Here is a 24,195-nt window from a genome sequence, read left to right as displayed (position 1 = left end):
GGTGCGGGCCGCACCACTTATATGGCGGCCACCTCCGGTGCCGGATGCTGTCAGGGTGTTGTGGGCCACAACACTTGCCGTGTCGCTGGCACGAATGCCGGATCCTGGGCAAGTGATTTGGGCCGAGTCACTTGCGTGGCGGCCGCGGCGTATTTCGGTTCCTGTCAGGGTGTTGCGGGCCGCAACACTTGCTGTGTAGCTGGCACAGATTCCGGTCACGACCGCTTCGCTCTGGGCCGCGTTACCACGATATTCTGGTTGTCCACCTGACATCATGGATGTGTACCCCGATTAGGCTTCAGCAGATGCAGCATTCCGCTGAGTGTGTGTTTTGCGGTTTGTATCGACTCAGGGCTACGCGTCTGCGTTAGCGTCTTCGTCGGCTGCTCTGCGCCCTCTGGCGGGGCTGAAGCGTCTTGACGCTCGGGGCTCGCTTTTGCCTTGTCGTCAGGGTTCCATTGGCTGTTGAAATCGCCGCGAACGGCCATGCCGACGAGCGTCATTAAGTATCCAAGCGGGTTTCGGACCCCTCCCGAGTCACAGCGGTGGACCCATTGTTTGATGAGCGCGGTTTTCAACTCTGCTGGAACCTTTTGCAGCGCCAGGACCGCGTTCTGTTTTTGCTCGACCGGTAGTCGATGCAGTGCACCGAGCAAATCGGCAGCGATGTCGTTTGGTGTGGGCGGTACATGTACAGAGCTTTTACAAACATCTTTGTGTGTATCTGTATACGTACTATATGAGTTCGGATGCCGAACTAAGTCCGAACTCAGTGATTTACGGCTGAGTTCGGCATCCGAACTCTGCTCCAAAGCGATTCGCTCTTCGCCTTTTTCACTGAGTTCGGTATCCGAACTCAGTGGAGATAGAGCTATATTTTGCTGAGTTCGGATTCCGAACTCAGTCGCTTTAAGAACGACTGGAGCCTGCGCTTTGGTCCAGGCCTGGCTATTCATGCGGGATTCGATGATGTCCAGCCTGCTAGGTAAGCGTTGGCCAACATCAGGATCAGCTGCAAATTCCTTCCAGGCAATTTCTGCCACTTCGCGAATCACCTTGGTCTGGTGCTGCATTGACTGCGCGAGTAGCTGCAAGTAGTCCTTGTCGAACTCTATAGCTTCGGCCGGTGTGACCGGTTCGTCGTGAAGCAGGTAGACGTTGCCTTGCACTTGTCCACTCAGATCATTGCGCACCCGTCGCCCCAGGCTAAGCCAACGGGTGAGACGTAAGGTCACTAATGCTTTTGATACAGTTTCACGCGAGGCAGGCCTACCGGGTTGCATACCCAAATATGGCCGCAGTTGGTCATAGGTAGGGAACGCCGTAAGGCCGTCGTCATTGATCAGTAGGCGAAATACCTGCCAGGTGTTTCTTTCAAGCGGGGTTAAGCGATCATCCAAAAGCAATCGGCGAGGAACCGTTTCGTGTGGGTTCCCGCTGAAAATAATTCCGGAGTAGGGGGAAGACCCTTCAATCCCCGGAGGCGCCGACTCTTTTTTCTGAAGCAAATGAGCTTCAAGGTGACCCGAGGCCGAGTCTAAAAGCGTCGACAAGGGAAGCCGAGACAACCTCATAATACAGAGTCACCTTCCACCGATGTCGCTGCAGGCTGTGCAAGTCGTTGAGAAGACACAAGCTGTAGCCTTCTCGGAAGGCCAGGGTTTGCAGGAGGGTAAAGCCCTTCCTTTATCCAGGACTGAATGCGATGCCAGATGATGGCCAGGCTGAGGTTTTCGTGGGTCTCATCTGGGCTAGTATCCTGTGGAGCATTGAGTTCCTCGGCGACCAACATGGCGATGTCCAGCAACGCGAGACTGTCGCCAAGCTCTACCTGATGCTCTTGCATTAGGTGCGTCCATCGGTACCAAAGCTGAGCGTCCATCTCCTCACTGAATTCGCGCCAACGGCCACGACGTGCCGTCACGCCGATCATTAGGCGTTGAAGGGCCACATCCTGCGGAGACAGCCCGAAGAACTGTTGCAGCATTTGAGTGGTCGCGCCAAGTCGCAGCGCACGTTCAATCATGCGCACTTCTTCATCAGAACGCTGCGCGCCTGACAGTAGTTTTTTTACCATGTCCCCATCAATGGTGACGTTGCACCAAGACACGGGAGTGTTAAGCAGCAAGCTCAGTACTGAAGGTTGTTGGAGCTGAGCCAATATCTCTGGCTCCAGGCCCATTTCGATGCAGCGCCGAAGTTGGCCATTACGCATGTGATGAAGCACCTGTGACAGGATTGCTTCATTTATTGGTGTCTTGGACATGACGACTCCCCCTTGTAGAGTCCGTGTGTTAACTGGCTGAATTCGGACCGTTGTTGGCGACTGACTGGATTTCCAGGTCAATCAAACGTCTTGCGAGACGAATAATGCGGAACAGCTTCACTAGAGCGCCGTCGCTGAGACGGCATTCACTTTCAGGGGGCTGATCTTTTGTGTGAGGCTGGCCCAGTAAGATCTGGCCCAGTCCGGCTGCGAACTCAAAGTCAGCCAACGCGTCGATTTGAAGCTTGGGTTGCTGCTGAATCATTTTCAGTACGATGGCCATCGAGCCGCTCAAAGACTGGAGCAGCGTCAAGGTATGTTGGGCTGTGGCAGTAATTTCGACTTCCGCTTCGGGGTGTCGGTAGCTGAACCCGACGCCACCATCGATATCGATAAATTGACCTGGGGCTTTGACCGAGCTGGCTATTTCGCGAGCCAATTGAGCGATGTGCTGACGCAGGGTCGCGGTATTGTCTATTTCGCGTTCGATGTACCAAAGGTCAGAAATGGGATTGAGTCCGCCAGCTTGAACAGGGATGGCCACCAAGGCATTGGAGGCGAAGTCGGGCAAGACCTCACCGTCAAGCGCAGCGAGCTCCCGTTTCATCTTGTCGACTCTGGGAGAAGTCTTCACAGGGCTCGCAACGTGCCCATCGATACGTGCTTGGCGCTCTTGTGGGCTCATTTGCTCCTGCGGAGTTGGGGCCAGTTGCTGTTGCACCCCTTGAGGTGAAGGACTCTCTTTGGAGGGCGTCGTCTTATGTGTGCTGCCCCCCGAAGTAGTAGGGGGTAGTTGTAGAGGGTTCTGATTAGCCTCAATGCCATTGTTCGAAACGTTAAGTTGAGTCCCCCCCTCAAATTGCGATGCAGGGTACTGTGGCAGCTCAAGAACCGGCGTAGACCGGCGCAATTGGTCCTGGTTCTGAGTGATTTCCAACAGTATTTGCTCGTAGCCGAGGTTCAGCGGCTTTTTAAGGTGATCTATCAGTTCGTCCTGAAATCGCTGGAATAGAAATTCTTCAGCGTCGCCCTCAAACTGGGACAGTACATCTTGGAAAAGCGTATCGAAATCAAGGTGCTGCTCCTGCTCTTGATAATTGCGATCCCAGCACTGAAGAGCTGTTTTGCGCAAAGACAGAAGCTTTATGATTCTGTCTACTCCCAGTCCAGAGTACAGCGCGCCTGGAATTGCTGGCAGTAAGTACCGAATGGTGTCGTGCATACGACTCAAGTGAGACGCGGAGACCGGGTAGCCATCCGCTGACAGCCGCCGTGAAAGCTCACGTAATGAGATAGACTCCCCTGCCTCTGTTTCATACAGCGCTCTCGCTTTGTCGACCCCAATAGCCCGCTCAATGAACAGGAGCTGGCCTTGGAGGTCGTTTTCAGCCAAGTGGCCGGTGAGCGAGATGATTTCGCCCCGAACGGCGTCCCAGGGTCGAAATAGGCAGTGAAACTTGAAGTACTTCTCGTCGCCGGTCTCACGATACAACTCGTTTAAAATTGCCAGGCGAGTGTTGCCGCCGTTGCGGATCCGGTACTTATCTTCCCCAGGTTTACGAGTGACGGGAGGTGGCGTATCGAGTCCCCGATTTCGTATCGACTCTTTAATTTCATCGTACTTCGGGTTACGAGTCGTCCTTGGGTTTTCGTCATACGGCAGCGTTTCGTCGAGAGTCAACAGCATGGGGGTATCGACGATGGGGTCGCTCATTCGCGCTGCCACCGGCGACTTCGATTCAAACGCCGGCAGCAACAGCTTATCTTTCATGGTTTGGGCCAAAGACGCTTTCATACTCTGGCTCCTGGCTGCTCATAAGCCGGGCTTGCCGCCAAAAGCTGGTCAATGATTTTCAAAGCACGATCCAGAGCAGCTTCAAGTTCGGCAGTTGTCTCCAGCCGATAAACAATTTCTGAGTTCATCGACCTGGCGTTTTCACGTGCTTCCAACGCGATGCGTTCGCGCATCCCGTCGGGCAGGCGAATAACGAATTTTTCTTCATGCAGACGCTGTGGTTTGTTACTCATGGTGGGCTCCGATGCCTAGGGTAGAAAGTGTGTTCAGCGACGTTTCAACTGATCAGTGAGTTGGGTAGGTAACCCCTTGATGACTAATGAATTGGACGCCTCGTCGTACTCGATCTTGTCCCCTAGCAGATGCGCTTCAAAACTGATGGACAAGCCTTCGGCACGGCCGGTGAACCGACGGAATTGGTTGAGAGTGCGTTTATCCAGGGGGATTTCCGGCGACAGGCCGTAGTCCTTATTGCGGATATGGTCGTAGAACGCCTTGGGGCGATCTTCATCGATCAAGCCTGACAGTTCCTCCAGGCCCATGGGTTCACCGAGCTTGGCCTGGCTGGTGGCGTAGTCCACCAGGGCCTTGGTTTTCTCGCGGGCCGATTCGTCTGGCAGGTCTTCGTTTTCAACGAAGTCGCTGAACGCCTTGAGGAGGGCGCGGGTTTCGCCCGGGCCGTCGACGCCTTCCATGCAGCCAATGAAGTCGCTGAAATACCCCGAGATCTTCTTACCGTTTTTGCCTTTGATGTACGAGATGTACTGCTTGGATTGCTTGTTGTTCTGCCACTCGGACAAGTTGATACGCGCTGCCAGGTGCAACTGGCCAACGTCCAGGTGGCGTGAAGGAGTGACGTCCAGATCGTCAGTAACCACCACGCCTTCACTGTGGTGGAGCAGGGCGACAGTTAGGTAGTCGGTCATGCCTTGCTGGTAATGGGCAAACAGTACGTGGCCACCGGTGGAGAGGTTGGACTCTTCCATCAGCTTTTGCAGATGCTCGACCGCCGTGTGGCTGAAGGCGGTGAAGTCCTGGTCACCTTCAAAGTACTGCTTTAACCAGCCGCTAAACGGGTGCGCGCCGGACTCGGCATGGAAGAAACCCCAGGCCTTGCCTTGTTTGGCGTTATAGCTCTCGTTGAGGTCGGCAAGCATGTTCTCGATGGCGACCGATTCGGATAGCTCCGAATCGCGTGCCTGGAGAACAGCAGGTGTGCCATCGGGTTTTTTGTCGATCAGGTGGACGATGCAATGACGGATAGGCATTAGATTGCCTCCTGCGAGTGTAGGGTTTGAGCTCGATCAGCACGACGAATACGGGCTTTGGCGTTGAGGCCTGAGCGGTAATCGCTTGCGGTTGATGAGGTGTAAATCGATCCAAGGCCAGATTTCGTGAACTTGATATGGCCACCTTGAGTGCGAGACACCGTCCAGCCATTCGCTTCAGCAAACTTCACGAGTACACGAAGGCTCTCGCTTTTTCCGCGTAGGAGATTGGTGGTCATAGCTCTGCATCCCTGTCTGCCAGAACGTTACCGGTCTGGATCGCGATGATTTCAGCCTGATCGCCAGGAAACTTGGTACCGAGCTCATGCAAAAAGTGACGCGTAGCCTCACGTGCTCCAGGCACGCGGAACACCACGCTGCAGTGCTGAACTTCCGCGGGGTGTTGCAGGTGAGACATGACGGCCACTTTCAGCGAGCAGCACTGGAGGTAGCGGGGCACCCAAACCGACCAGAAGTAGCTGGATAGCAAGGCGCCCGCACAGAGCAGTTCAACGGTAATTGTTGCGCTGGGCGTGTTGGTCAGCTCGACGTAGCCGAGCTTCTCAAACTCCAACAGATCCTCACGCATGCTCATTGGGACCACGGTGCTGTGGTCACGAGCAAGGCGGCCGATCGCTTGAGCTAATGCGTCGAGCTCCACCGGGTTGATCCCAGATTTATGGGCATGAGCCACAGCAGAGGCTTCGAACACGGCACCGGCATGGATACTAGGAAATAGCTCGGCGCTACTGTGCATCCGACACCTCCTGAAGCTCCTCGATGTCATAGCTATTGCAAGTAGGGCAAATAAGCTCGTCCACTTCACCGCCGGGTAAGGCTGGAGCGCCACTCACTTGATGTTTCGGGTGGTGGCTATCGCATTGAAGGCACCAGTGAGTGATGCGTACGAGAGTATTCATCGCTGAGGTGTGCTTTTTCATAGTTGAGCCCCTTGCCAGCCGGCGTTGGGACTGAGGTTGGCAAACCGGGTCTGATTGGCGATGAAGGCTGTTCGTACGGTCCCAGTTGGGCCGTTACGCGCCTTGCCGAGAATGATTTCTGCAATGCCTTTGTGTTCGCTCTGAGGGTGGTACACCTCGTCCCGGTAGACGAACATAATCAGGTCCGCGTCCTGTTCAATCGCACCGCTATCACGCAGGTCTGCGTTGATCGGACGCTTATTTGGCCGTCGCTCCAGTTCTCGGTTGAGCTGGGAAAGCGCAACCACCGGGCAATTCATCTCTTTCGCTAGGGCCTTGAGGGACTGGGATATAGCGCTGATCTCGTTGGCCCTGTTTTCCTGACCTGGGCAGCGCATGAGCTGCAGGTAATCGATCAGGATCAAGCTCGGGTGTCCGAAGCGACGAGCTGCTCGACGAGATTTAGCTCTGATTACTGCAGGCGTGAGCGCTGATGAGTCGTCGATGACCAGCCGCTCTCCATAGCCATTAATACGAGAAACCGCTGCAGTCAGCTTCGGCCAATCATCATCATCGAGCTTGCCCTTCAATAGCCTGCCCAGATCGATATGGCCTAGGATGCCCATCAATCGATACATCAGTGCTTTGGCCGGCATTTCCATGCTGAAAACCTGAACTGTACGATCAAGCTTTGCCTGCAGAGCCGTATCTATGAAGTTCAAGGCCAGAGAGGTCTTCCCCATAGACGGGCGCGCGCCGAGGATGATCAGGTCGGCTTCTTGAAAACCCGACGTCAGCTCGTCCAGGTCCTCCAGGCCTGAAGGCAGGCCGGTCACGGTGATATTGCCGTTGAAATGTTCGTCTATTTGTTCGACGACATTCGTCAGGCACTGGTTGATATTGACGAATTCCGTTGCGCTCTTGCCCTCACCCAGAGCGAACAGTTGCTGTTCAATAGATTCTTGAACATCCTCCGCACTTGCCAACGGGTCTGTCGCCTCGCGAGAGCATTGGTATCCAAGGGACATGAGCTGTCTGAGCCGAGAGCGATTACGCACGATGGATGCGTAATGCTCGATGTTGGCTACAGACGGCGTGTTTTTGGCCAGCTCGCCCAGATAGCCCAGCCCTCCGGCTTCGTCTGGCTCCTCCAACGCGTTGTGGACGGTGACGATGTCGAACGGAATCGACTTGTCAGCAAGGCTTGCCATTGTCCGGAACAGCAACCGATGGTCGTGTCGAAAAAAATCAGAGGCATCCAGTTTGTCCGCGACGAGATCCCAGGTGTTGTTGTCGAGCAGTAGCCCACCTAACACACCTTGTTCAGCCTCTACGGAGTAGGGCGGTGATAGGTCAAGGTGATTCATTTCCCTGACTCCTGACCTATCTGAAGAAAACCACTCCCGTTGCGTGCCCCCAGGGCTTTGACCATGTCGACTTCAACCTTCGCTGAATTGATCATGACCTGAGCAACCTCCGCTACCGCTTTAGCCCGTTCGATTTCCATTGGTTTTTCCGGGTCCAGGAGGCTCTCGATCGCGACGAACAGGTGATTACGTAGATCTTCAATCTTGTTCTTCATTTTCAACCTCCCGGATGGTGCGTTTGAGTTTGCCGATAGCGCGTATTGCGGATTTCAGCTCTTCCGGATACCGATGAATGGTGTTACGACGCATGCGTTCTGCCCTCGTCAGTAACTCCAGGTTATTCAGGGCTATATGGGCCTTGTTGCCGTCCTTGAAGCACACGCACATGTTTAAAGGGACTGGTCCGTGATGCTCCTCCCAGAGCAGTACGTGCACCGCTTTCCAGTCAACGGGTGGATAACCGGTATCAGTGATTTTCTTCTGCTGATAGCCGTCAGGAGTCGTGCGCAGGCTGCCAACAGGGAGCCAGTTCCCTGGTTTATTCCCCGCCTTAAACTGCGTTTGAGTCATGCGACCAGAGGAGGGGAGCCCCTTGAGGCCCTTATTCCACGGGACAAAACCCTTGGGAAAGCGGAATTCAGCGCCCAACTTGCCGTCAAGCCGGCCACAGAGACTACTGCGAAGAAACTCGGTGCTTTTGCTCAAACCCAGCCGTTTGGCTTTGGCATAGACCTGATAGACGCTGAGCCCCAATTCGGCGGCTAGGACATGAGTCGGTTCATCGGGATAACGGGCAATGAGCGTGCGCTCTTCTGCCTCACTCCAAACATGGTGTTTGTGAACCGGGGTAAGTCCAAGCTGGGATCTGGCTTTTTCCAGCGCCGCCATGGCCAAAGGTGGAGGCGAATGAGTTCTCATTGGCTCCTCCCATGCCCAAGGGCTCCTTGCGACTGCTGTCCAACACCACGATGCAGCCTGGCATGCTTGCCCTGGTCCCATCCCGCTTGCAAAGAGCGGGTGTCATGACCTTTGGCTTCGATGGGCTTGATAATGGCTAGTGTTAGTTTTGGATGGTGCCATTCCAGGTAGGCTTGGATCTCCAGCGCAGTGTTTTCGTCTATCCCGCCTGCAAACTGGTGCACCTTAGAGGCGACGGCATTGAGCCAGCCCTCTGCAAACAGTTGGCCACGGTGACGTTTGGTTTTTTGTTGGCAGCGCTTCTGCCGGGCAACATGAGCTCGTCGGGCTGCGACAAGCTGGTGATGCAGCGTTGAATAGGTGTGAGCTGCCAGCTCGGGTGAAATACCCTTCCCCAAGAACTTGAAGGACCAGCCAAGCAGCGGATTGAAATACGCCAAGTGGCTGCAATCGAAGGCTTGGGAGCAGATTGAGGCCAGGTTGTGCAGCCAATCCTGCGGTGCCCTACGGGTTTTGGTACCCACAATGGCTTCTTTGATTGTATGGGCAGCAACTTCGGTGTGTTCCAGGTTGTACTGCTTCATCAAATGGCGAGCTTGACGAAGTGCAATTTCCACTTCGTTTGGGGCAGCGCCTTGTGACTTGGCCAGCGCCATGAGTTTGGCAACCTTGCAGAGGACTTTTTGCTTGTCCATCATTCGCCCCCTTCCTTTTGAAGGCTGGGGGAGAGCGCCTCTGACCACAGGCGAAGTGTTTCTTCCTCATCAGCAGAGAGGTGAGTCCGGGCAAGGCAGTCCGCAACCTTCTGTTTCAGGGCATCAAGGCGGTCTTGAACACTTGACCCATCGTCGTAAGCAATCTCTTGCTCAACAGCTTGCACAACGTCATTACGAAGAGAGAGAACCGTGCTTATCCAAAAAGCACTTGGGCTGGTCCAGCCAATGAGCTTTCGAGTTCTGGCAGGCGACAGGTAATCACGGAGCCTGAGATTGAACTCCCTAGGGGAATAACCATTCCTGAAAACGTCTGCTCGATTAAGCGTCAGCGCTGTTTTAAGAATATCTAGAAGAGGGTCCAAAGCCGTTGGCTCAGGAGCAAAGGGTTCTAAATATGTTTCAGCTACCAGGCGTTTGGCTTCGGCATATCGACTTTGCTGACGGCGTTTGGCTTGGTTTTCGTCGCGGCCGCGCTTTTCCTTCGCGTGCTTAATGTTCGAGTTCACTGACTCGATAAGCTTCGCGGCGTCCTGCAAAAGCTGAAGCTGGTCAACGCTCAACTGAGCGCCAATCCGACCGGGTAATTGGTAACCGCTTGTCAGGGCTCGGATTTCTCGTGCGGTTCCACTGAGCTTGGCTTGCAAGCTGCGCAATTGCTGAGCGCTGTAGTACTTGCCAACCTCTAGGATGAGGTTTGCAGTAATACTGCGGGCGTCGGTAATGGAGGGCTTCGCCATTTCAACGACCCTCCCTCACCAAGTTAGCTACCTTTTCCTCGGTCATGGCCTCGAAGCGGTCACGCCATTCTGGAAAAAGCTCAATGGCCAATTGGCGGATCACGACAAGGGCTGCAGGGGATATGCGGTTGGAAGGCTGTCTGTATTCCAAGCGGTGTACTGGGACGCCCAGGGATGAACTGTTACGAAACACCACTGCGGAGGGGACGACGCATTCCAGAACGTTGATTTCGTCATTGTCCTGGAAAATTTCCCGTACCGACTGCTCGATCATTTGCGCGTCGGTGGTTTGGTCGAGATTGTTGACGACGATCCGCACAGGAGGGATTTTCATGCCCAGGCGCCCATAGGCGCGCAGGCCGTCCAGCATCTGCATGGATCCCCGGCTGAACTCCCGTGCAGCGAGCATATTGGGCGGAAGTGGGGATATGACCAAATCAGAGGCTAGGACCACCATTTCGAGCATTGCCGACCTGGCGCCTTGGGTGTCAATCAGTACCAGGTCGAAATGATCTTTGAAGCCCGGCATCAGGTTGGCGAGTCGCAACCGTCCGTCAGGTGCTTGCAGGATCAGGCTGTTCAGTTGGTTGTTGATGTCGTTGGAAATGACAAGCGACAGGTTTGGTATCGTGGTGCTGGATATGATCTTGGCTGATTCGGTGATATTGAATGCCAGCAGGTCGTAGATGCCTCCTTGAGCTTCATCGACCAATTGGTAATACGAGGAGAGCGAAGGCTGTGCAGGATCTAGGTCGATCATGAGCACGCGCAGGCCTGCATCCGCACAAAAAGCGCCGAGGTTGGCCTCGATGGTAGTTTTGCCTACGCCGCCTTTGGTCGAAACGACCGCAGAGATTTTCATGGTTTGGAGCCTCTAATGTGGGTTCATTAGAGGCTGCGAGGCCACGGAAACAGCTATGTGTAGCGAACACGATCCTGGGCTATGAAGCACTAAAACCAATTGTCTTTTAACCAATTGGTCGTAGGTTCGAATCCCACACGACCCACCATTTTTGAGACCAGTTAACGCTGGAATCGAATCTTAAGATCAGAGGCCAAAAGCGCTGATCGAAGAAGGCGACTGAGAGGTCGCCTTTTTTTTACCGGGGTATAGCGCAGTCCGGTAGCGCGCCTGCTTTGGGAGCAGGATGTCAGGAGTTCGAATCCCCTTACCCCGACCATATTAAAAATCCTCGTATCGAAAGATACGGGGATTTTTTTTGTGCGCGGAATCCTGGCCTCACCACAAAACAAATGTGGGAGCGGGCTTGCTCGCGAAAGCGGTGTGTCAGCCAGTGCATCTGGCACTGAACCACCGCTTTCGCGAGCAAGCCCGCTCCCACACTCACCGAGTCCTATCCCGGAACGTGCTGTCAGTGCAGTTTCAGGCGCGGCTCGGTCCCTCGCCCGATCTTGCTCCCCAGCATCAGCATCGCCGTGCGGAAGAAGCCATACAGCGCCATCTGGTGCATGCGATACAGCGACACATAGAACATCCGCGCCAGCCAGCCTTCCAGCATCACGCTGCCCGTCAGGTTGCCCATCAAGTTACCCACCGCCGAGAAGCGCGACAGCGAGATCAGCGAGCCGTAGTCGGTGTACTTGTACGACGGCAGGTCCTTGCCCTCGATTCGCAGTTTCAGCGACTTGGCCAGCAACGATGCCTGCTGGTGAGCTGCCTGGGCCCGTGGCGGCACATTGCGATCGGTGCCGGGTTGCGGGCAGGCCGCGCAGTCACCAAAGGCGAAGATGTTCTCGTCGCGGGTGGTTTGCAGGGTCGGCAGCACTTGCAGTTGGTTGATACGGTTGGTTTCCAGGCCGTCGATGTCCTTGAGGAAGCCTGGCGCACGAATCCCGGCGGCCCATACCTTGAGACTGGCCGGGATTACTTGGCCGCTGCTGGTGATCAGGGCGTCGGCCGTCACTTCACTCACGGCGGAGTTGGTCAGGACGGTCACCCCGAGTTTCTCCAGGGTTTTATGCACAGGCCCGCCGATCCGCTCCGGCAGGGCAGGCAGCACCCTTGGGCCGGCTTCGATCAGGGTGATGTGCATGTTTTCCGGCTTGATCTTGTCCAGGCCATAGGCGGCCAGTTCATGTGCGGCGTTATGCAGCTCGGCGGCCAGCTCGACGCCGGTGGCACCGGCGCCGACGATGGCGACGCTGATCTGCTCTACCACGTCCGTCTGCCCGGCATGGGCGCGCAGATAGTGATTGAGCAATTGCTGGTGGAAACGCTCAGCCTGCTTGCGGGTGTCGAGGAACAGGCAGTGTTGCGCCGCGCCTTCGGTGCCGAAGTCATTGGTGGTGCTGCCGACGGCGATCACCAGGCTGTCGTAGCCCAGCACGCGCGCGGGCACCAGTTCCCGGCCTTCTTCGTCGAGGGTGGCGGCCAGCTGGATTTTTTTCTGCTCGCGATCAAGCCCGCTCATGCGCCCCAGCTGGAACTCGAAGTGGTTCCATTTGGCTTGGGCAACATAATTGAGTTCGTCTTCCGAAGAGTTCAGCGAGCCGGCCGCCACCTCGTGGAGCAAGGGTTTCCAGATGTGGGTGAGGTTGGTATCCACCAGGGTGACGCTGGCGGTGCCGCGCTTGCCCAGAGTCTTACCCAGGCGGGTAGCCAACTCCAGGCCGCCGGCGCCGCCGCCGACGATAATAATACGATGGGTCATGGGGATATCTCGCAAGGCTAAAGGAAATCGGTGCAGTTACCCGAGCGAGCGCCAGGCAGCTCATAGCGTCAGGTAACTCAAAAGGCGGCTCAGCAAACCCAGGCCGATCACTGCAACCAGCACCACGGCAAGGAGCAGCCAGGGCCGGAAAGGCTTGCGCTCGACTTGGTTCTGGGACAGTTGCAGGTACTCTTCGACATGCTGTTGGTCGTCGGGGTTCAGGCGGCTGGTCATAAAGGCCTCGTCAGGTAGACGTTGCTGAAGGGCGCCACGTTACAGTCGGGTGATTGGCGGCATTGCCTGAAGCATAGTCGCCAACCCGATCACAGGCTGATGCCCACATCGAACACTATGCTGCGCCCCAGATTGTTGCGCAAGAAGTCCGGTGCGTCCGGGTGCGCGAACAGTACGCGGGCGAAGGTCGGCCCCACGAGGGACAGCGAGCGCCAGCCCTGGCGCAGGTACTCGGTGGGAGGAGGGAAGTGACTGTTGAGGTCCAGTACTTCGCGCTTGAGGCTGGCGAAGGCGATGAGGTCCAGCTCCCCCAGGTCCATCCCGCGCTCTTTATAGTTGTGGGCCTTCTTGCGCAGGGTGGGCGCCAGGCGCAACAGGAATTCGTGGGCGGGAATGCGCCGGGGCTTGGCTTCTCGCCGAACCAGTTGGCTCAGGGAAAACGCGCTGCGCCGCCGCAGCAGTTCGTCACGCCATTCATCGTTCAGGCGCCGGCCTTCATCGAGTACGAAAAACACTTCAAAACTGGCGTCGCGAAACAGCACGTCCGGCGGCTCTTGCCCGGCGGCGTGGAATTCTTCGGCGCGGTAGGGCACGTTCAAGCCTTGCAACAGGCGCTGGCAGACCCAACGCTCACGCTCCCATTTGCGGGCATTGGACAGGAAAGCATTGGCTTGTTCGGCCGCTACGGTGAGCAGGCGCAGATAATCTGAGTCATCCATGTCACCAGCTTAGCGTCCAAATGATGACCGCAGGAAGTCCTGCGTCAAAAGGTCGGTGTAGACTGGCCACTCGACAGTGTCCCGTGGCATGAGGAGTATGCAGTGAAGGGTTTTGTGGTGCTGTTCTTGAGTCTTTTGCCCGTGTGGGCCCACGCCGTCGAAGTGGGTGAGCGTGTTGCACCCTGGACGTTGCTTGATCAGTTCGACCAGGCCTACACCCTGGATGAGCAGGCGCAAACCTTGCTCGTAGCGCGCAGCATGGACGCCGCCAAGATCGTCGATACGGCGCTGCAGGGCCAGCCCAAGGGTTACCTGGAGGCTCGGCATGTGGTGTTTCTCGCCGATATCCAGCGCATGCCCCGGCTGATCGCGAAGATGTTCGCGGTGCCGGCGATGCAGGCCTACAACTATCGCGTCATGCTCGACCGCGATGCCCGTGTTACCCCGCGCTATCCCGCACCTGTGGATAAAGTGCTGTGGCTGCAACTGGATCACGGGACGCTGGTGGCGCAGCACGAATACGACTCCGCCGCTGAACTGCGCCAGGCCCTGGAGCAGGTGCAGCCGTGATCAGCGCAGCGGTGTTGGCGCCGGAAACCCTCAGCATCGGCTGGCTGCTGTATGCGCCGGTGGTGATGTGGGCGCTCCTGCGTTCGCCGTGGGTCGAGCTGTTTGCCGACCGCCGACGCCAGCACTTGCTGTTCGGCACCGTATTCGCACTGTTCATGTTGTGGTTGGTGCGCCGGGATTTCGACACTGGGGTGTCCTACCACTTCATCGGCATGACCGCCGTGACCTTGTTGCTCGATTGGCCCCTGGCGATTGTCGGAGGCTTTGCCGCGCAAATCGGCCTGGTGTTGCTCGGCCGCCAGGACCTGGCCGCCGTGGGGATCAACGGCATGCTGCTGATCCTGTTGCCGGTGCTGGTCACCGAAGGCTGTGCGCTGCTGGTGGAGCGGGCGAGGCCACGCAATCCCTTTGTGTATATCTTCTGTTCGGGCTTTTTCGCCGCCGCACTGTCGGCCTTGTTGTGCCTGCTGGCAGGCCTGGGGCTGCTGTGGTTCGATGGCCGTTTTGCGATGCCGGAATGGATCGAGGATTTTGTCGGCTACTTGTGGCTGATCATTTTCCCCGAGGCCTTTATCAACGGCATGGTGATCAGCGCCCTGGTGGTGTTCTGCCCCGAGTGGCTGGAGACATTCAACCGCACTCGCTACCTCTCGGCGCCCTGGAAGGATGACGATCCGCGGCCTTGATCCAGGTCAAATGCCGCACGCGCAAGTGGTCGCATGCTCTGCAAAATTTCCAGGAGCACGGAATCATGAGTGTGTACGAGTGGGCACGGCAGGAGTTACGCAGAAGCCAGGACGCGGCGCAGGAAATCGGCTTTGACCCGGGCTTGACCCTGCGCGCCATGCTCAGTGCGGTGGTGCAGCAGAGCAAGGGCGTGCGCAGTTTTGAAGACCTGGCCGACGAGCTGCAGTACCTTGCAGAGAATCTCGACGACCAGCAGGACTATGGCTTTATGCGGCCTTAGTGTTTGGGCTGAAAGTCTTCGGAGAACAGGTCGTCCTCGGCGTCCGGGCTGACCGGGATCTTGTGTTCCTCGGACGCCCAGGCGCCCAGGTCGATCAGTTTGCAACGGTCCGAACAGAAGGGACGGTTGACGTTTTCTGCTTTCCATTCCACAGGTGCGCCGCAGGTTGGGCATTCGACGTTCAAGGGTTGGCTCATGATCGGCCTCCACGCAAAGTAAGGTAAAAGTGGTGCAGTCGCTCGACCTCGGCGTGCAGCCGGGCCAGGTCCTGGTCATTGACCAGCACGTCATCGGCATGGCGCAGGCGGTCTTCACGGGTGGCCTGGGCCTTGAGAATCGCCTGCACCTGCGCTTCGCTGATGCCATCGCGTTGCAGGGTACGCTGTATCTGCAACGATTGCGGCACGTCGATCACCAGCACCCGCTGGGTCATGGTGTACTGGCCGGACTCGATCAGCAGTGGTGACACCAGGATCGCGTAAGGCGATTGTGCACGCGCCAGGTGGCTGCGAATCTCCTCGGCGATCAGCGGGTGCAGCAACGCCTCCAGCCAGCGGCGCTCGTCGGGCACTTCGAAGATCAGCTTGCGCAACGCGCCGCGGTCCAGTTGCCCGTCAGGCTGCAGCACACCCGCACCGAAATGCCCGGCAATCTGCGCCAGGGCAGGGCGCCCGGGTTCGACTACCCAGCGCGCGGCGTGGTCGGCGTCAATCAAGTCCACGCCAAGCCGGACGAAGTGTTCGGCGGCGGCGCTTTTGCCACTGCCGATGCCGCCAGTGAGGCCAAGAATCCAGGGTGTTGCGACAGAAGTGGTCATCTGAAACCGACAGACTGCAAATAGAAGTCGGTTATTTGACCACCCCAGAGCAATGCAATCCAGCCGGCAATTGCCAGATACGGACCAAAAGGCATTGGAGTGGATGCCTGGGCTTTGCGCAGGCGCAATAGAATCAGGCCTCCCATCACACCCACCAGGGAAGACAGCAACAGCGTCATCGGCAGGATCTGCCAGCCGCCCCAGGCACCGAGCATGGCCAGCAGCTTGAAATCCCCGTGCCCCATCCCGTCCTTGCCGGTAATCAGCTTGAACACCCAGAACACCGACCACAGGCTCATGTAACCGGCTACCGCGCCCCACAGCGCATCGTGCAAGGACACAAAAACGCCAAAGCTGTTGAGGATCAGGCCCAGCCACAGCAACGGCAGCACCAGCACATCCGGCAGCAGTTGGTGGTCTGCATCGATCAGGCTCATCGCCAGCAAGCCCCAACTCAACAACAACACCGCTCCGGCTGCCCAGCCAAAACCGAAATGCCAGGCGACAACCGCCGAGATCAGCCCGCACGCCAGTTCTGTGATGGGATAACGCGCGCCAATAGGTTGATGGCAACTTGAGCAACGTCCCTTGAGCAGTACATAACTGAGCAGCGGAATATTCTCCCAGGGGCGAATCGGGTGGCTGCAGTGTGGGCAACAGGAGTTGGGGCGCATCAGGTTATAGGGAGCCGCGATGGGCTCGGCGGGAAGCCCCAGTACTTCATGGGCCTGGGCTCGCCATTCGCGCTCCAGCATCTTCGGCAGGCGCCATACCAGCACGTTGATAAAACTGCCGACAATCAAGCCCAGCAGCAACGCGCCTGACACAAACACCCACGGCTGATAAACGAGGATTTCAGTCAGTGGCGTGCTCAAAAGGCTGTACCGAGTTGAAAGATCGGCAGGTACATGGCCAGCACCAATGCCCCGACGATGCCACCGAGTACCACCATGATCAGCGGCTCCATGAGGCTGGTAAGGTTGTCCACCAGGTTATCGACGTCAGCCTCGTAGTGGCAGGCGACTTTTTCCAGCATGTTATCGAGGGTGCCCGACTCCTCGCCGATAGCCGTCATCTGGATCGCCATGCCTGGAAACAGGCCGCTTATGGCCATGGATTCATTCAGCTGGATTCCGGTTGCAACGTCGTGCCGCATACGATTGATTGCCTGTCTGAACTGCCCGTTACCCGTGGCGCCGGCCACGGAATCCAATGCCTGCACCAATGGAACGCCCGCCGCAAAGGTGGTCGAGAGCGTGCGAGCATAGCGGGCGACCGCCGATTTTTTCAGCAGTGTGCCTGCCACGGGAGCTTTCAACAAACTGGCATCGAGCCAGTGGCGAAAGCCTGTGGACGAGCGATAGGCTTTGCGCATTCCTGCGAAACCGGCACCCGCGGCCAGGATCAGCATCCACCAGCTTTGCTGCATGAACTCCGACAGGCTGATGACGCCCAGGGTAAAGCCCGGCAGTTGTGCATCGACGCCGGCAAACAACCCCTGAAACTGCGGCACCACGTGAATCAGCAGGATTGCGCTGACAGCGGTGGCGACTGCCAGTACCGTCACGGGATAGGTCATGGCCTTCTTGATTCTGGCTTTCAGCTGTTCGCTTTTTTCCAGGTGAATGGCCACCCTTTCCAGCAGCGATTCGAGTGCGCCCGCCTGTTCACCCGCCGCAACCAGGTTGCAGTACAGATCATCGAAGTAGCGTGGGTATTTCTGCAAGGCGACAGCCAGGCTGCTGCCGGCGGCGTTCTCCTGCTTCAAGCCTTGTACCAGCGCCCCCATATGCCGGTTGTCGAAGCCCTCGGCGATGATATCCAGCGCCTGTAAAAGTGCGATACCAGCCTTCAGCAGCGTCGCCAATTGGCGGGTGAAGAGGGCGATCTCTGCCGGTTTGACCGGCAGGGCGAGGCTCGGCCAACCGGCGAATTTCTTGCGTACGCGCCCAGGATTGATACCTTGCTGGCGCAGCAGTGCCTTGATCAGGGCGGGATTGTGACCACGGGTTTCTCCGGATACCTTGCGCCCTTTGCGGTTGACGCCTTCCCAGGCATAGATCGCTGAAACATCATTCATTTCACGGTTCCGCACACAGACAGTGGAAGATTTATAGCTTAGTCAGGTGACGGATTCGGGCAGGCTCGCCGTGAGCGAAAAAATGTCAGTTTGTGCGTCTTGTTCAGCATTGGTTGCGCGGGGGTGAGTACACTGGCGCGGTTGCCGAGACGGGGTGCAGGATGCGCCTCGCGAAAGGTTTTATTCTGGAGAGTGAATGTGATGCGTCAGAAAGGTTTTACCTTGATCGAATTGTTGATCGTCGTGGCAATCATCGGCATTTTGGCCACCATCGGCCTGCCCATGTACACCAAGCACCAGGCCAAGGCCAAGTTCACCGCAGGGCTGGCCGAAGTCTCCGCGTTGAAGGCGGGCTTTGAAGACACGCTGAACCAGGGGACGCCACCGACCCTGGCGTTGATTGGCGGGACCAGCCCAACGGCCAACTGCAAGATTGACGTGACCGGCGACATCGCCACCGGTGCTGGCACGATTGCCTGTGAAATCCTCGACGCACCCGCGCCGGTCCTGGGCAAGATCATCACCTTGACCCGTAGCGCCACAACCGGCTGGAAGTGCACCACCACGGCAGAAGACCAATACGCCGCTAAAGGTTGTGCTTCCGGCGGCGCGTGATCATCAGGTCGTCTACTGTTTACGCAGCAAGGAAGAGCGTGTGTGTAAACCGCTCTACGCCCATCACAAGGAAGTAGAGGTTGCCGATGACGTCGTCTGTCCAGCAGCGGGGGAACATATTCCTCATCGTGGTTATGTGTCTGCTGATGCTGGCGATCTGCGCGCCTTTCAGTAGCCATGACTGGCAACGTGCGGTGCAGATATCGGTGGGGCTGTGTGCAGTGGTGTATGGGCTGTGCTTGCCGCGGGCAGAGCGATGCGTCGACAGGTCGACAGCGCTCGGGGTGTCGCTGATTGGGGGCGCTGGGCTGGTTTCGGCCCTGTTGGCCCACCAGCCACTCTGGGCGTTGACCGAGCTGGCGCTGCTCATCAGTTGTTGCGCCACTGCTGTGGCTTTCAGCCGGGCCAGGCGCAATGGGGATGAGTCCCTGGATCGTGTATTGGTCCTGTTCGTATTGCTGCTGTGCACGGTTAAAAGTATTCAATATCTGCACGCCGGGGTCCTCGCCTTCACCAGCGGCGAAGCAATCGTGAATACCGATTTGCTGTTGTCCGGGTTCTCCAATAAACGTTTCTACGGTCAGTTCCAGACCTTCACCCTGCCGCTGCTGGCGCTTCCCTTGCTGGTTTCAAACGTCGCTCGTCCAGCGCGGGGCGCAGTGTTCGCTCTGCTGTGTGTCTGGTGGCTGATCGCGATCGGTGGCGGTACCCGCGGCACCTGGCTCGGTATGGGCGCTGCCGGCTGCGTGCTGATGTTCCTGGGGCCGCAGGGGCGCCGTTGGCTGGGCTGGCAGTTGGCGGCACTGGCCTGTGGGTTAGTGTTGTATTGGTTGGTCTTCACGGTGCTGGCAGGGTACTTGGGGATTGTAATTTCCAATGGTGCCGTAGATCGACTGACCACCAGCCTCTCGGGGCGTGGGCCGATATGGTGGCAGGCCTGGAGCATGATTATCGAGCGGCCCTGGCTGGGTTTCGGGCCGATGCATTTTGCCGACATCGCCAATGACATTGCCGCTCACCCTCACCAGGCGATTCTGCAGTGGGCCAGCGAATGGGGCGTACCGTCGACGCTGTGCGTGATCGCGTTGGTTGCGTGGGCGGGTTGGTCAACCTTGGGCGTGTTGCGTGAGCGTGCGTTGTCATTGGCGCCCGTGGACCTGCTGCGCCTGTGCCTGTTTGCCTCGCTGATCGGTGCACTGACCCAGGCACAGGTGGATGGGGTAATCGTGATGCCGGTGTCGCAACTCTGGCTGGCGCTCGTGGTTGGCTGGCTGATGGGATTGCATGTGTGGCGCGCTCCATCGGTCGCCCCGGTGCCGGCGTTGTACAGGGTGTGGATGGCCGCGAGCGTCGTGGCCGTCGGCTTGCTGGTGTTCGTCGCGATTCGTGATGTGCCCCGACTCAAGGAGCGCAGCGAGCACTACATGGGCCTGAGTAACGGTCACCTGCAGCCACGCTTTTGGGTGCAAGGCGTGATTGCCCTCGAAATGCAGTGAGTTGCCGGACGTCCAAGGCAGTGCTAGCTTTAGCCCACCGCCCGTGTAGCTCAGCCGGTAGAGCAGCGCACTCGTAACGCGAAGGTCGCAGGTTCGATTCCTGTCTCGGGCACAAAGGCAACACAGTTTTCAGATGATCCCAGAATGGTTCTGAAGGCCAGACGAACCGGTATTCATGCCTGTTCTTTTGTATCTGCGCGACCTTGATGACCCAGATGCATCCCCATTCCTCGATCTAAGAGAACGACATGACCACACAAGAAATGACCCAGGAAGCGCGGCACGAAGCAGCCCTCAAAAAGTACGTCGCGGAGTCGCCGGAACTGCTGGATGAGATCAAGGACCTGAGCGCCGATGATCAAAGGGACCAGATCCAATGGGCGTTTGAGGATGAGGCCGAGGCCCAGGGCCTGCAGCCATGGGAACTGACCCTGAAGTACACCTCCACCCCCGAAGCGTTCGAGGCGGCGCGCCTGGCTTTGCACAAGGAAGCGGCCGAGGTGTTGGGTGTCGATTGGAACGAGTATTGCGGGATGAACAATCTCGCGATCTGACACAAGTTTGATGTGGCGAGGGAGCTTGCTCCCGCTGGGTTGCCAAGCGACCCCAAAAACCTTGGGAGCGCTGCGCACTCCAGCGGGAGCAAGCTCCCTCGCCACAAAAGCAGGCGCTTACATTCAAGGGCGTTTCAGAGACTAAGCCGCATCGACAAATCCACCGCCTTCACATCCTTGGTCATCGCCCCGATGGAGATGTAGTCCACGCCGGTTTCAGCGATGGGCAGCAGGGTGCTTTCGTTGATCCCGCCACTGGCCTCCAGCTTGGCTTTGCCGTTGTTCAGGCGCACCGCTTCGCGCATGTCATCCAGGCTCAGCTCATCCAGCATGATGATGTCGGCGCCCGCCGCCAGTGCCTCACGCAGTTCCTCCAGGCTTTCCACTTCGATTTCCACCGGCTTGCCCGGGGCGATCTTGTGGGCGGCGCTGATGGCCTGGGCAATGCCACCACAGGCTGCGATATGGTTTTCCTTGATCAGGAACGCGTCATACAGGCCGATGCGGTGGTTGTGGCAACCACCGCAGGTCACTGCATATTTTTGCGCCAGGCGCAGGCCGGGCAGGGTCTTGCGGGTATCCAGCAGCTTGACCTGGGTGGACGCGACAAAGTCCGCCAGGTATTGGGCGCGGGTGGCAACCCCTGACAACAGTTGCAGGAAATTCAGCGCGCAACGCTCGCCACTGAGCAGCGAGCGGGCCGGGCCTTCGAGGTGAAACAGCGCCTGGTTGGGGCTGACACGTTCGCCGTCGCGCACCTGCCAATGCACCGCGACGCGTGGGTCCAATTGGCGAAACACCGCTTCCACCCAGGCCGTGCCGCTGATGACGGCGGCGTCGCGCGTGATGATCGTGGCCTTGGCCAGGCGTTCGGCGGGGATCAGTTGTGCGGTGATATCCCCGCTGCCGATGTCTTCCAGCAGTGCGCGACGCACGTTGGCTTCGATTTCGGCGGTCAGGTCGGCTAGACGAAGATTGGGCATAACAGGCTCCACAAACAAAGTGCCTGGATTATAGGGGCAGGGCGGGCCTGAACCCAAGGCAACTGGCACCACGGGTGCGGTGCGCGATGTTCATTTACACGGCAATCACAGAGTTCGCTGGCGCAACAACCCTCATTTGCAAGATAATCTCGCGCCTTGCAATTGGCGTCATAGCTTTGACGTCACGGTGATAGCCCGATTTTCGCAGTGCCCCGGCGTGCTTCGCGCAGTTGCTGCACCGATCTTTCACACAATCGAATACCGCCGTTTCAGGAGGCCAGGATGCACAATGACGGGAAGGTGGTGCCGATCAATAAGGCACGGGCGACGCCATCGCCGCTCGCCCGCCTGCCGGTGGTGTTGCTCCAGGTCCGTGACAAGGCGGCGCAGCAACTCAGGCAGGGACTGCAGGAGCTGTTTGATAACGCCGACGACACCCTGTTCGAAATGGCCGACAAGACCCGCAGTAACGTCGACCACGGTATTTTCTTTGAAGCCATGCGCGACCTGCGCCTCAAGCGCAAGAATTTCGAGCGTGGCTTCATGGAGCAACTCTACGAAGCGTTTGCCAATCTTGGCAACGTGGAGCGCGGTGAGCTGCAACTGATTCCGGTGGTGTCCTACACCGCGGCGCCCGGGGTCTCGGGCGATGAGCTGGAAAAAGCCGTCGCGCTCGAGGCCATGCTGGGCAAGGTGCTGCGCCGTGACGGGCTCGCCCTTGGGCAATTGACAGCCCGGCTTAATGCCTTGCTCGACAAACGCCTGGATGATCGGGACAACCCCCTGGGCCCGGCAATGCTGTGCGCGTTTTTTCTGCAAGCAGGACGCAGCCTTGGCGTGGAAATCCGGGTCAAGCTGATCATTCTCAAGCTGTTTGAGAAATACGTGCTCAGTGACGCTGATCTGTTGTACGGCGAAGCCAATCAGTTGCTGATCGCCACCGGCGTATTGCCCGAACTCAAGGCCGTGCCATCGCGGCGCGCCGTCGCCACGGCCGAGTTGCCTGAAGACACCCCGCCGATTGCCGGCCATCCGGCAGACGACAGCGGCCAGGAAGTTTTCGCGGCGTTGCAGGAATTGCTGTCGGCAGTGCGCGGCAGCGTGGCACCCACGCTGGAAGCCAGCGCCGAGACCCAGCCCATCTCCACCCGTGACTTGCTGCGCCTGCTCTCCCATTTGCAGCAATATGTGCCTGAGCCTGAGGTCGAGGATGATTTCGACCTGCGCAACCAGCTTGAACAATTGCTGACCCGGGTCAGCGTCAAGAGCGGCAAGTCTCGGGTGGTGGAGGATGCGGACGAGGATGTGATCAACCTGATCGCCATGCTGTTCGAGTTCATCCTCAATGACGGTACGGTGCCCGAATCCCTCAAGGCGCTGATCGCGCGCCTGCAGATCCCGATGCTGAAAGTGGCGGTGCTGGACAAGAGTTTTTTCAGCCGCACCAATCACCCGGCGCGACGCTTGCTCAATGAAATCGCTTCGGCGGCCATGGGCTGGAGCCAGCGCGACGATTATCAGCGCGACAGCCTGTACCTGCACATCGAGCAGGTGGTGCAGCGGTTGCTGAACGATTTTGTGGATGATCCGGCAATCTTTTCCCAGTTACTGACCGAGTTCACCGCGTTTACCCATGACGAGCGACGCCGCAGCGAATTGCTGGAGCAACGTACCCGCGATGCGGAAGAAGGGCGCGCCCGTACCGAAATCGCTCGTCAGCGTGTAGCCGAAGCCCTCAATCTGCGGTTGCTGGGCAAAGTACTGCCCGAGGTCGTGGTGCAGTTCCTGCAACAGGCCTGGAGCCAGGTGCTGTTGCTGGCGTGCCTGAAGCATGGCGAGCACTCGCCACAATGGCTGGCCGGGTTGCGCACCATGGACGAGTTGATCTGGAGTGTCGGCCTCAGCGAAGACACCGAAGCCGGCCGGCACCTGCTGGAGCAGTTGCCAGGCTTGCTGAAAGCCTTGCGCGATGGGTTGAGCGGCGCGGCATTCGATCCCTTCATTACCCGGGAATTTTTCACCCGCTTGCAAACCCTGCATGTCCAATCGTTCCGGGGCAGTGCCGAGGAACAACCGTCGCTGTCGCAAGTCGAGGTGCGCGAGGCATTCGTCCTCAGTCCCGCGGCACCGGCCATCGAGGCGAGCCTGCCGGAAGATGATCCCGACCTGCTCAAGGTTCGCCAACTGCGGATCGGTTGCTGGGTGGAATTTCAGGAAGACGCCGAAAACACCCTGCGTTGCAAGCTGACGGCGATTATTGCGCCGGGCAATACCTGTATTTTCGTCAATCGAACCGGCCTCAAGGTATTGGAAAAAAATCCGCTTGAACTGGCCCTGGAGTTCAAGCGCGGCGCGGTGCGAACCCTGGATGATGCGCTGTTGTTCGACCGCGCCCTGGCTTCGGTGATTGGCAACCTGCGCCAACTTCATCGCGCCAAGTGATCGCAACCAGACAGCGGAACGCGGCATACTGAGTCACCCCAGCCTCGTTCAAGGAACCA

At 57.9% G+C, this 24,195-nt stretch carries 28 protein-coding genes and 2 tRNA genes; 9 read left to right on the top strand and 21 right to left on the bottom strand.

Annotation, left to right across the window (positions count from 1 at the left end; translation table 11 throughout):
• Window positions 1–272 precede the first annotated feature (272 nt).
• From AC3WKX_RS08550 to AC3WKX_RS08490, 13 genes are all read right to left on the bottom strand, one after another.
• Entirely contained in the window at window positions 273–1,574 is a 1,302-nt protein-coding gene (locus tag AC3WKX_RS08550) for an STY4528 family pathogenicity island replication protein (protein WP_019816979.1), read from the bottom strand.
• Window positions 1,571–2,266 (bottom strand): DUF2857 domain-containing protein, encoded by a 696-nt coding sequence (locus AC3WKX_RS08545; RefSeq protein ID WP_008437329.1) that lies wholly within the window; start codon window positions 2,264–2,266, stop codon window positions 1,571–1,573. Before AC3WKX_RS08545 ends, AC3WKX_RS08550 begins: the two co-directional genes overlap by 4 nt.
• A gap of 28 nt (window positions 2,267–2,294) precedes the next feature.
• On the bottom strand, window positions 2,295–4,061 hold the full coding sequence (locus tag AC3WKX_RS08540) for a ParB family protein (RefSeq protein ID WP_008437328.1): 1,767 nt from the start codon (window positions 4,059–4,061) through the stop codon (window positions 2,295–2,297).
• A complete protein-coding gene (locus AC3WKX_RS08535) occupies window positions 4,058–4,294 on the bottom strand; it encodes an Arc family DNA-binding protein (protein ID WP_008437327.1) in 237 nt (78 codons plus the stop codon). Before AC3WKX_RS08535 ends, AC3WKX_RS08540 begins: the two co-directional genes overlap by 4 nt.
• Window positions 4,295–4,327: 33 nt before the next feature.
• Entirely contained in the window at window positions 4,328–5,329 is a 1,002-nt protein-coding gene (yejK, locus tag AC3WKX_RS08530) for a nucleoid-associated protein YejK (protein ID WP_008437326.1), read from the bottom strand.
• Complete coding sequence (locus tag AC3WKX_RS08525) at window positions 5,329–5,568, bottom strand: type II toxin-antitoxin system HicA family toxin (protein ID WP_008437325.1); 240 nt, start codon at window positions 5,566–5,568, stop codon at window positions 5,329–5,331. Before AC3WKX_RS08525 ends, yejK begins: the two co-directional genes overlap by 1 nt.
• A complete protein-coding gene (locus tag AC3WKX_RS08520; protein ID WP_008437321.1) occupies window positions 5,565–6,086 on the bottom strand; it encodes a hypothetical protein in 522 nt (173 codons plus the stop codon). The genes AC3WKX_RS08525 and AC3WKX_RS08520 overlap by 4 nt, the downstream gene beginning before the upstream one ends.
• Window positions 6,087–6,266: 180 nt before the next feature.
• A complete protein-coding gene (dnaB, locus tag AC3WKX_RS08515; RefSeq protein ID WP_060766607.1) occupies window positions 6,267–7,616 on the bottom strand; it encodes a replicative DNA helicase in 1,350 nt (449 codons plus the stop codon).
• Window positions 7,613–7,831, bottom strand: a complete 219-nt coding sequence (locus tag AC3WKX_RS08510; protein ID WP_032877851.1) for a hypothetical protein — start codon at window positions 7,829–7,831, stop codon at window positions 7,613–7,615. The genes dnaB and AC3WKX_RS08510 overlap by 4 nt, the downstream gene beginning before the upstream one ends.
• Entirely contained in the window at window positions 7,815–8,534 is a 720-nt protein-coding gene (locus AC3WKX_RS08505) for an HNH endonuclease signature motif containing protein (RefSeq protein WP_102605717.1), read from the bottom strand. The genes AC3WKX_RS08510 and AC3WKX_RS08505 overlap by 17 nt, the downstream gene beginning before the upstream one ends.
• Window positions 8,531–9,232, bottom strand: a complete 702-nt coding sequence (locus tag AC3WKX_RS08500) for a DUF2786 domain-containing protein (protein ID WP_102605716.1) — start codon at window positions 9,230–9,232, stop codon at window positions 8,531–8,533. The genes AC3WKX_RS08505 and AC3WKX_RS08500 overlap by 4 nt, the downstream gene beginning before the upstream one ends.
• Window positions 9,229–9,987, bottom strand: a complete 759-nt coding sequence (locus AC3WKX_RS08495) for a hypothetical protein (RefSeq protein WP_102605715.1) — start codon at window positions 9,985–9,987, stop codon at window positions 9,229–9,231. The genes AC3WKX_RS08500 and AC3WKX_RS08495 overlap by 4 nt, the downstream gene beginning before the upstream one ends.
• A gap of 1 nt (window position 9,988) precedes the next feature.
• A complete protein-coding gene (locus tag AC3WKX_RS08490) occupies window positions 9,989–10,849 on the bottom strand; it encodes a ParA family protein (RefSeq protein WP_008437313.1) in 861 nt (286 codons plus the stop codon).
• Between the two features lie 242 nt (window positions 10,850–11,091).
• Between AC3WKX_RS08490 and AC3WKX_RS08485 the strand changes: the two genes are divergently transcribed.
• Window positions 11,092–11,168, top strand: a tRNA-Pro gene (locus AC3WKX_RS08485).
• Between the two features lie 192 nt (window positions 11,169–11,360).
• Here the strand turns inward: AC3WKX_RS08485 and AC3WKX_RS08480 are convergent.
• From AC3WKX_RS08480 to AC3WKX_RS08470, 3 genes are all read right to left on the bottom strand, one after another.
• Window positions 11,361–12,659 carry an NAD(P)/FAD-dependent oxidoreductase gene (locus AC3WKX_RS08480; RefSeq protein ID WP_102604576.1) on the bottom strand — a complete coding sequence of 433 codons (1,299 nt, stop codon included), beginning with the start codon at window positions 12,657–12,659 and terminating at the stop codon, window positions 11,361–11,363.
• Between the two features lie 60 nt (window positions 12,660–12,719).
• On the bottom strand, window positions 12,720–12,893 hold the full coding sequence (locus AC3WKX_RS08475) for a DUF3094 family protein (protein ID WP_010174986.1): 174 nt from the start codon (window positions 12,891–12,893) through the stop codon (window positions 12,720–12,722).
• Between the two features lie 89 nt (window positions 12,894–12,982).
• Window positions 12,983–13,612, bottom strand: coding sequence for a DUF1780 domain-containing protein (locus AC3WKX_RS08470; RefSeq protein WP_008437312.1), 630 nt, complete (start codon window positions 13,610–13,612; stop codon window positions 12,983–12,985).
• Between the two features lie 102 nt (window positions 13,613–13,714).
• Between AC3WKX_RS08470 and AC3WKX_RS08465 the strand changes: the two genes are divergently transcribed.
• The 3 genes from AC3WKX_RS08465 to AC3WKX_RS08455 all read left to right on the top strand — a co-directional run bounded on the left by AC3WKX_RS08465 (window position 13,715) and on the right by AC3WKX_RS08455 (window position 15,149).
• Window positions 13,715–14,182 (top strand): FAD/FMN-containing dehydrogenase, encoded by a 468-nt coding sequence (locus AC3WKX_RS08465; protein WP_102604575.1) that lies wholly within the window; start codon window positions 13,715–13,717, stop codon window positions 14,180–14,182.
• Window positions 14,179–14,868, top strand: a complete 690-nt coding sequence (locus tag AC3WKX_RS08460) for an energy-coupling factor ABC transporter permease (RefSeq protein ID WP_102604574.1) — start codon at window positions 14,179–14,181, stop codon at window positions 14,866–14,868. The genes AC3WKX_RS08465 and AC3WKX_RS08460 overlap by 4 nt, the downstream gene beginning before the upstream one ends.
• 65 nt (window positions 14,869–14,933) lie before the next feature.
• Entirely contained in the window at window positions 14,934–15,149 is a 216-nt protein-coding gene (locus AC3WKX_RS08455; RefSeq protein WP_003215917.1) for a hypothetical protein, read from the top strand.
• Here the strand turns inward: AC3WKX_RS08455 and yacG are convergent.
• The 4 genes from yacG to AC3WKX_RS08435 are packed head-to-tail and all read right to left on the bottom strand — an operon-like array spanning window position 15,146 to window position 18,046.
• Window positions 15,146–15,346 carry a DNA gyrase inhibitor YacG gene (yacG, locus tag AC3WKX_RS08450; RefSeq protein WP_003215918.1) on the bottom strand — a complete coding sequence of 67 codons (201 nt, stop codon included), beginning with the start codon at window positions 15,344–15,346 and terminating at the stop codon, window positions 15,146–15,148. The genes AC3WKX_RS08455 and yacG overlap by 4 nt on opposite strands.
• A complete protein-coding gene (gene coaE, locus AC3WKX_RS08445; protein ID WP_008437307.1) occupies window positions 15,343–15,966 on the bottom strand; it encodes a dephospho-CoA kinase in 624 nt (207 codons plus the stop codon). The genes yacG and coaE overlap by 4 nt, the downstream gene beginning before the upstream one ends.
• On the bottom strand, window positions 15,963–16,841 hold the full coding sequence (locus AC3WKX_RS08440) for a prepilin peptidase (protein ID WP_371858862.1): 879 nt from the start codon (window positions 16,839–16,841) through the stop codon (window positions 15,963–15,965). The genes coaE and AC3WKX_RS08440 overlap by 4 nt, the downstream gene beginning before the upstream one ends.
• Window positions 16,838–18,046: a type II secretion system F family protein gene (locus AC3WKX_RS08435; protein WP_102604573.1), complete on the bottom strand. Its 1,209-nt coding sequence runs from the start codon at window positions 18,044–18,046 to the stop codon at window positions 16,838–16,840. Before AC3WKX_RS08435 ends, AC3WKX_RS08440 begins: the two co-directional genes overlap by 4 nt.
• A gap of 201 nt (window positions 18,047–18,247) precedes the next feature.
• On the opposite strand from AC3WKX_RS08435, the gene AC3WKX_RS08430 reads away from it, so the two are divergent.
• From AC3WKX_RS08430 to AC3WKX_RS08415, 4 genes are all read left to right on the top strand, one after another.
• Window positions 18,248–18,661, top strand: coding sequence for a pilin (locus AC3WKX_RS08430; protein ID WP_087694624.1), 414 nt, complete (start codon window positions 18,248–18,250; stop codon window positions 18,659–18,661).
• Between the two features lie 86 nt (window positions 18,662–18,747).
• Window positions 18,748–20,157: an O-antigen ligase family protein gene (locus tag AC3WKX_RS08425; protein WP_102604572.1), complete on the top strand. Its 1,410-nt coding sequence runs from the start codon at window positions 18,748–18,750 to the stop codon at window positions 20,155–20,157.
• Between the two features lie 39 nt (window positions 20,158–20,196).
• Window positions 20,197–20,269: transfer RNA gene (locus AC3WKX_RS08420), tRNA-Thr, on the top strand.
• Between the two features lie 136 nt (window positions 20,270–20,405).
• The gene (locus tag AC3WKX_RS08415) at window positions 20,406–20,711 is read left to right on the top strand and encodes a DUF6388 family protein (protein ID WP_008437299.1); all 306 of its coding nucleotides are present in this window, start codon (window positions 20,406–20,408) and stop codon (window positions 20,709–20,711) included.
• Window positions 20,712–20,845: 134 nt separating this feature from the next.
• Here the strand turns inward: AC3WKX_RS08415 and nadC are convergent, their stop codons facing one another.
• A complete protein-coding gene (nadC, locus tag AC3WKX_RS08410; RefSeq protein WP_008437288.1) occupies window positions 20,846–21,694 on the bottom strand; it encodes a carboxylating nicotinate-nucleotide diphosphorylase in 849 nt (282 codons plus the stop codon).
• Window positions 21,695–21,976: 282 nt separating this feature from the next.
• On the opposite strand from nadC, the gene AC3WKX_RS08405 reads away from it, so the two are divergent.
• Window positions 21,977–24,136 (top strand): DUF1631 domain-containing protein, encoded by a 2,160-nt coding sequence (locus AC3WKX_RS08405; RefSeq protein WP_087694621.1) that lies wholly within the window; start codon window positions 21,977–21,979, stop codon window positions 24,134–24,136.
• The last annotated feature ends 59 nt before the right edge of the window (window positions 24,137–24,195 follow it).

The sequence above is a fragment of the Pseudomonas sp. GP01-A4 genome (assembly GCF_058780865.1).
Note: the sequence above shows the minus strand (reverse complement) of the source record. Positions and strands in the feature narration are given on the sequence as shown.

Excerpts from the sequence above, each read along its gene's own strand:
- AC3WKX_RS08475 (WP_010174986.1), bottom strand. The coding sequence starts at position 12,893 with ATGACCAGCCGCCTGAACCCCGACGACCAACAGCATGTCGAAGAGTAC.
- dnaB (WP_060766607.1), bottom strand. The coding sequence starts at position 7,616 with ATGAATCACCTTGACCTATCACCGCCCTACTCCGTAGAGGCTGAACAA.
- AC3WKX_RS08490 (WP_008437313.1), bottom strand. The coding sequence starts at position 10,849 with ATGAAAATCTCTGCGGTCGTTTCGACCAAAGGCGGCGTAGGCAAAACT.
- AC3WKX_RS08495 (WP_102605715.1), bottom strand. The coding sequence starts at position 9,987 with ATGGCGAAGCCCTCCATTACCGACGCCCGCAGTATTACTGCAAACCTC.
- AC3WKX_RS08545 (WP_008437329.1), bottom strand. The coding sequence starts at position 2,266 with ATGTCCAAGACACCAATAAATGAAGCAATCCTGTCACAGGTGCTTCAT.
- AC3WKX_RS08455 (WP_003215917.1), top strand. The coding sequence starts at position 14,934 with ATGAGTGTGTACGAGTGGGCACGGCAGGAGTTACGCAGAAGCCAGGAC.
- AC3WKX_RS08405 (WP_087694621.1), top strand. The coding sequence starts at position 21,977 with ATGCACAATGACGGGAAGGTGGTGCCGATCAATAAGGCACGGGCGACG.
- AC3WKX_RS08535 (WP_008437327.1), bottom strand. The coding sequence starts at position 4,294 with ATGAGTAACAAACCACAGCGTCTGCATGAAGAAAAATTCGTTATTCGC.
- AC3WKX_RS08415 (WP_008437299.1), top strand. The coding sequence starts at position 20,406 with ATGACCACACAAGAAATGACCCAGGAAGCGCGGCACGAAGCAGCCCTC.
- AC3WKX_RS08500 (WP_102605716.1), bottom strand. The coding sequence starts at position 9,232 with ATGATGGACAAGCAAAAAGTCCTCTGCAAGGTTGCCAAACTCATGGCG.
- AC3WKX_RS08430 (WP_087694624.1), top strand. The coding sequence starts at position 18,248 with ATGCGTCAGAAAGGTTTTACCTTGATCGAATTGTTGATCGTCGTGGCA.
- yacG (WP_003215918.1), bottom strand. The coding sequence starts at position 15,346 with ATGAGCCAACCCTTGAACGTCGAATGCCCAACCTGCGGCGCACCTGTG.
- AC3WKX_RS08505 (WP_102605717.1), bottom strand. The coding sequence starts at position 8,534 with ATGAGAACTCATTCGCCTCCACCTTTGGCCATGGCGGCGCTGGAAAAA.
- AC3WKX_RS08480 (WP_102604576.1), bottom strand. The coding sequence starts at position 12,659 with ATGACCCATCGTATTATTATCGTCGGCGGCGGCGCCGGCGGCCTGGAG.
- AC3WKX_RS08520 (WP_008437321.1), bottom strand. The coding sequence starts at position 6,086 with ATGCACAGTAGCGCCGAGCTATTTCCTAGTATCCATGCCGGTGCCGTG.
- AC3WKX_RS08540 (WP_008437328.1), bottom strand. The coding sequence starts at position 4,061 with ATGAAAGCGTCTTTGGCCCAAACCATGAAAGATAAGCTGTTGCTGCCG.
- AC3WKX_RS08470 (WP_008437312.1), bottom strand. The coding sequence starts at position 13,612 with ATGGATGACTCAGATTATCTGCGCCTGCTCACCGTAGCGGCCGAACAA.
- AC3WKX_RS08435 (WP_102604573.1), bottom strand. The coding sequence starts at position 18,046 with ATGAATGATGTTTCAGCGATCTATGCCTGGGAAGGCGTCAACCGCAAA.
- AC3WKX_RS08510 (WP_032877851.1), bottom strand. The coding sequence starts at position 7,831 with ATGAAGAACAAGATTGAAGATCTACGTAATCACCTGTTCGTCGCGATC.
- nadC (WP_008437288.1), bottom strand. The coding sequence starts at position 21,694 with ATGCCCAATCTTCGTCTAGCCGACCTGACCGCCGAAATCGAAGCCAAC.
- AC3WKX_RS08525 (WP_008437325.1), bottom strand. The coding sequence starts at position 5,568 with ATGACCACCAATCTCCTACGCGGAAAAAGCGAGAGCCTTCGTGTACTC.
- coaE (WP_008437307.1), bottom strand. The coding sequence starts at position 15,966 with ATGACCACTTCTGTCGCAACACCCTGGATTCTTGGCCTCACTGGCGGC.
- AC3WKX_RS08425 (WP_102604572.1), top strand. The coding sequence starts at position 18,748 with ATGACGTCGTCTGTCCAGCAGCGGGGGAACATATTCCTCATCGTGGTT.
- yejK (WP_008437326.1), bottom strand. The coding sequence starts at position 5,329 with ATGCCTATCCGTCATTGCATCGTCCACCTGATCGACAAAAAACCCGAT.
- AC3WKX_RS08550 (WP_019816979.1), bottom strand. The coding sequence starts at position 1,574 with ATGAGGTTGTCTCGGCTTCCCTTGTCGACGCTTTTAGACTCGGCCTCG.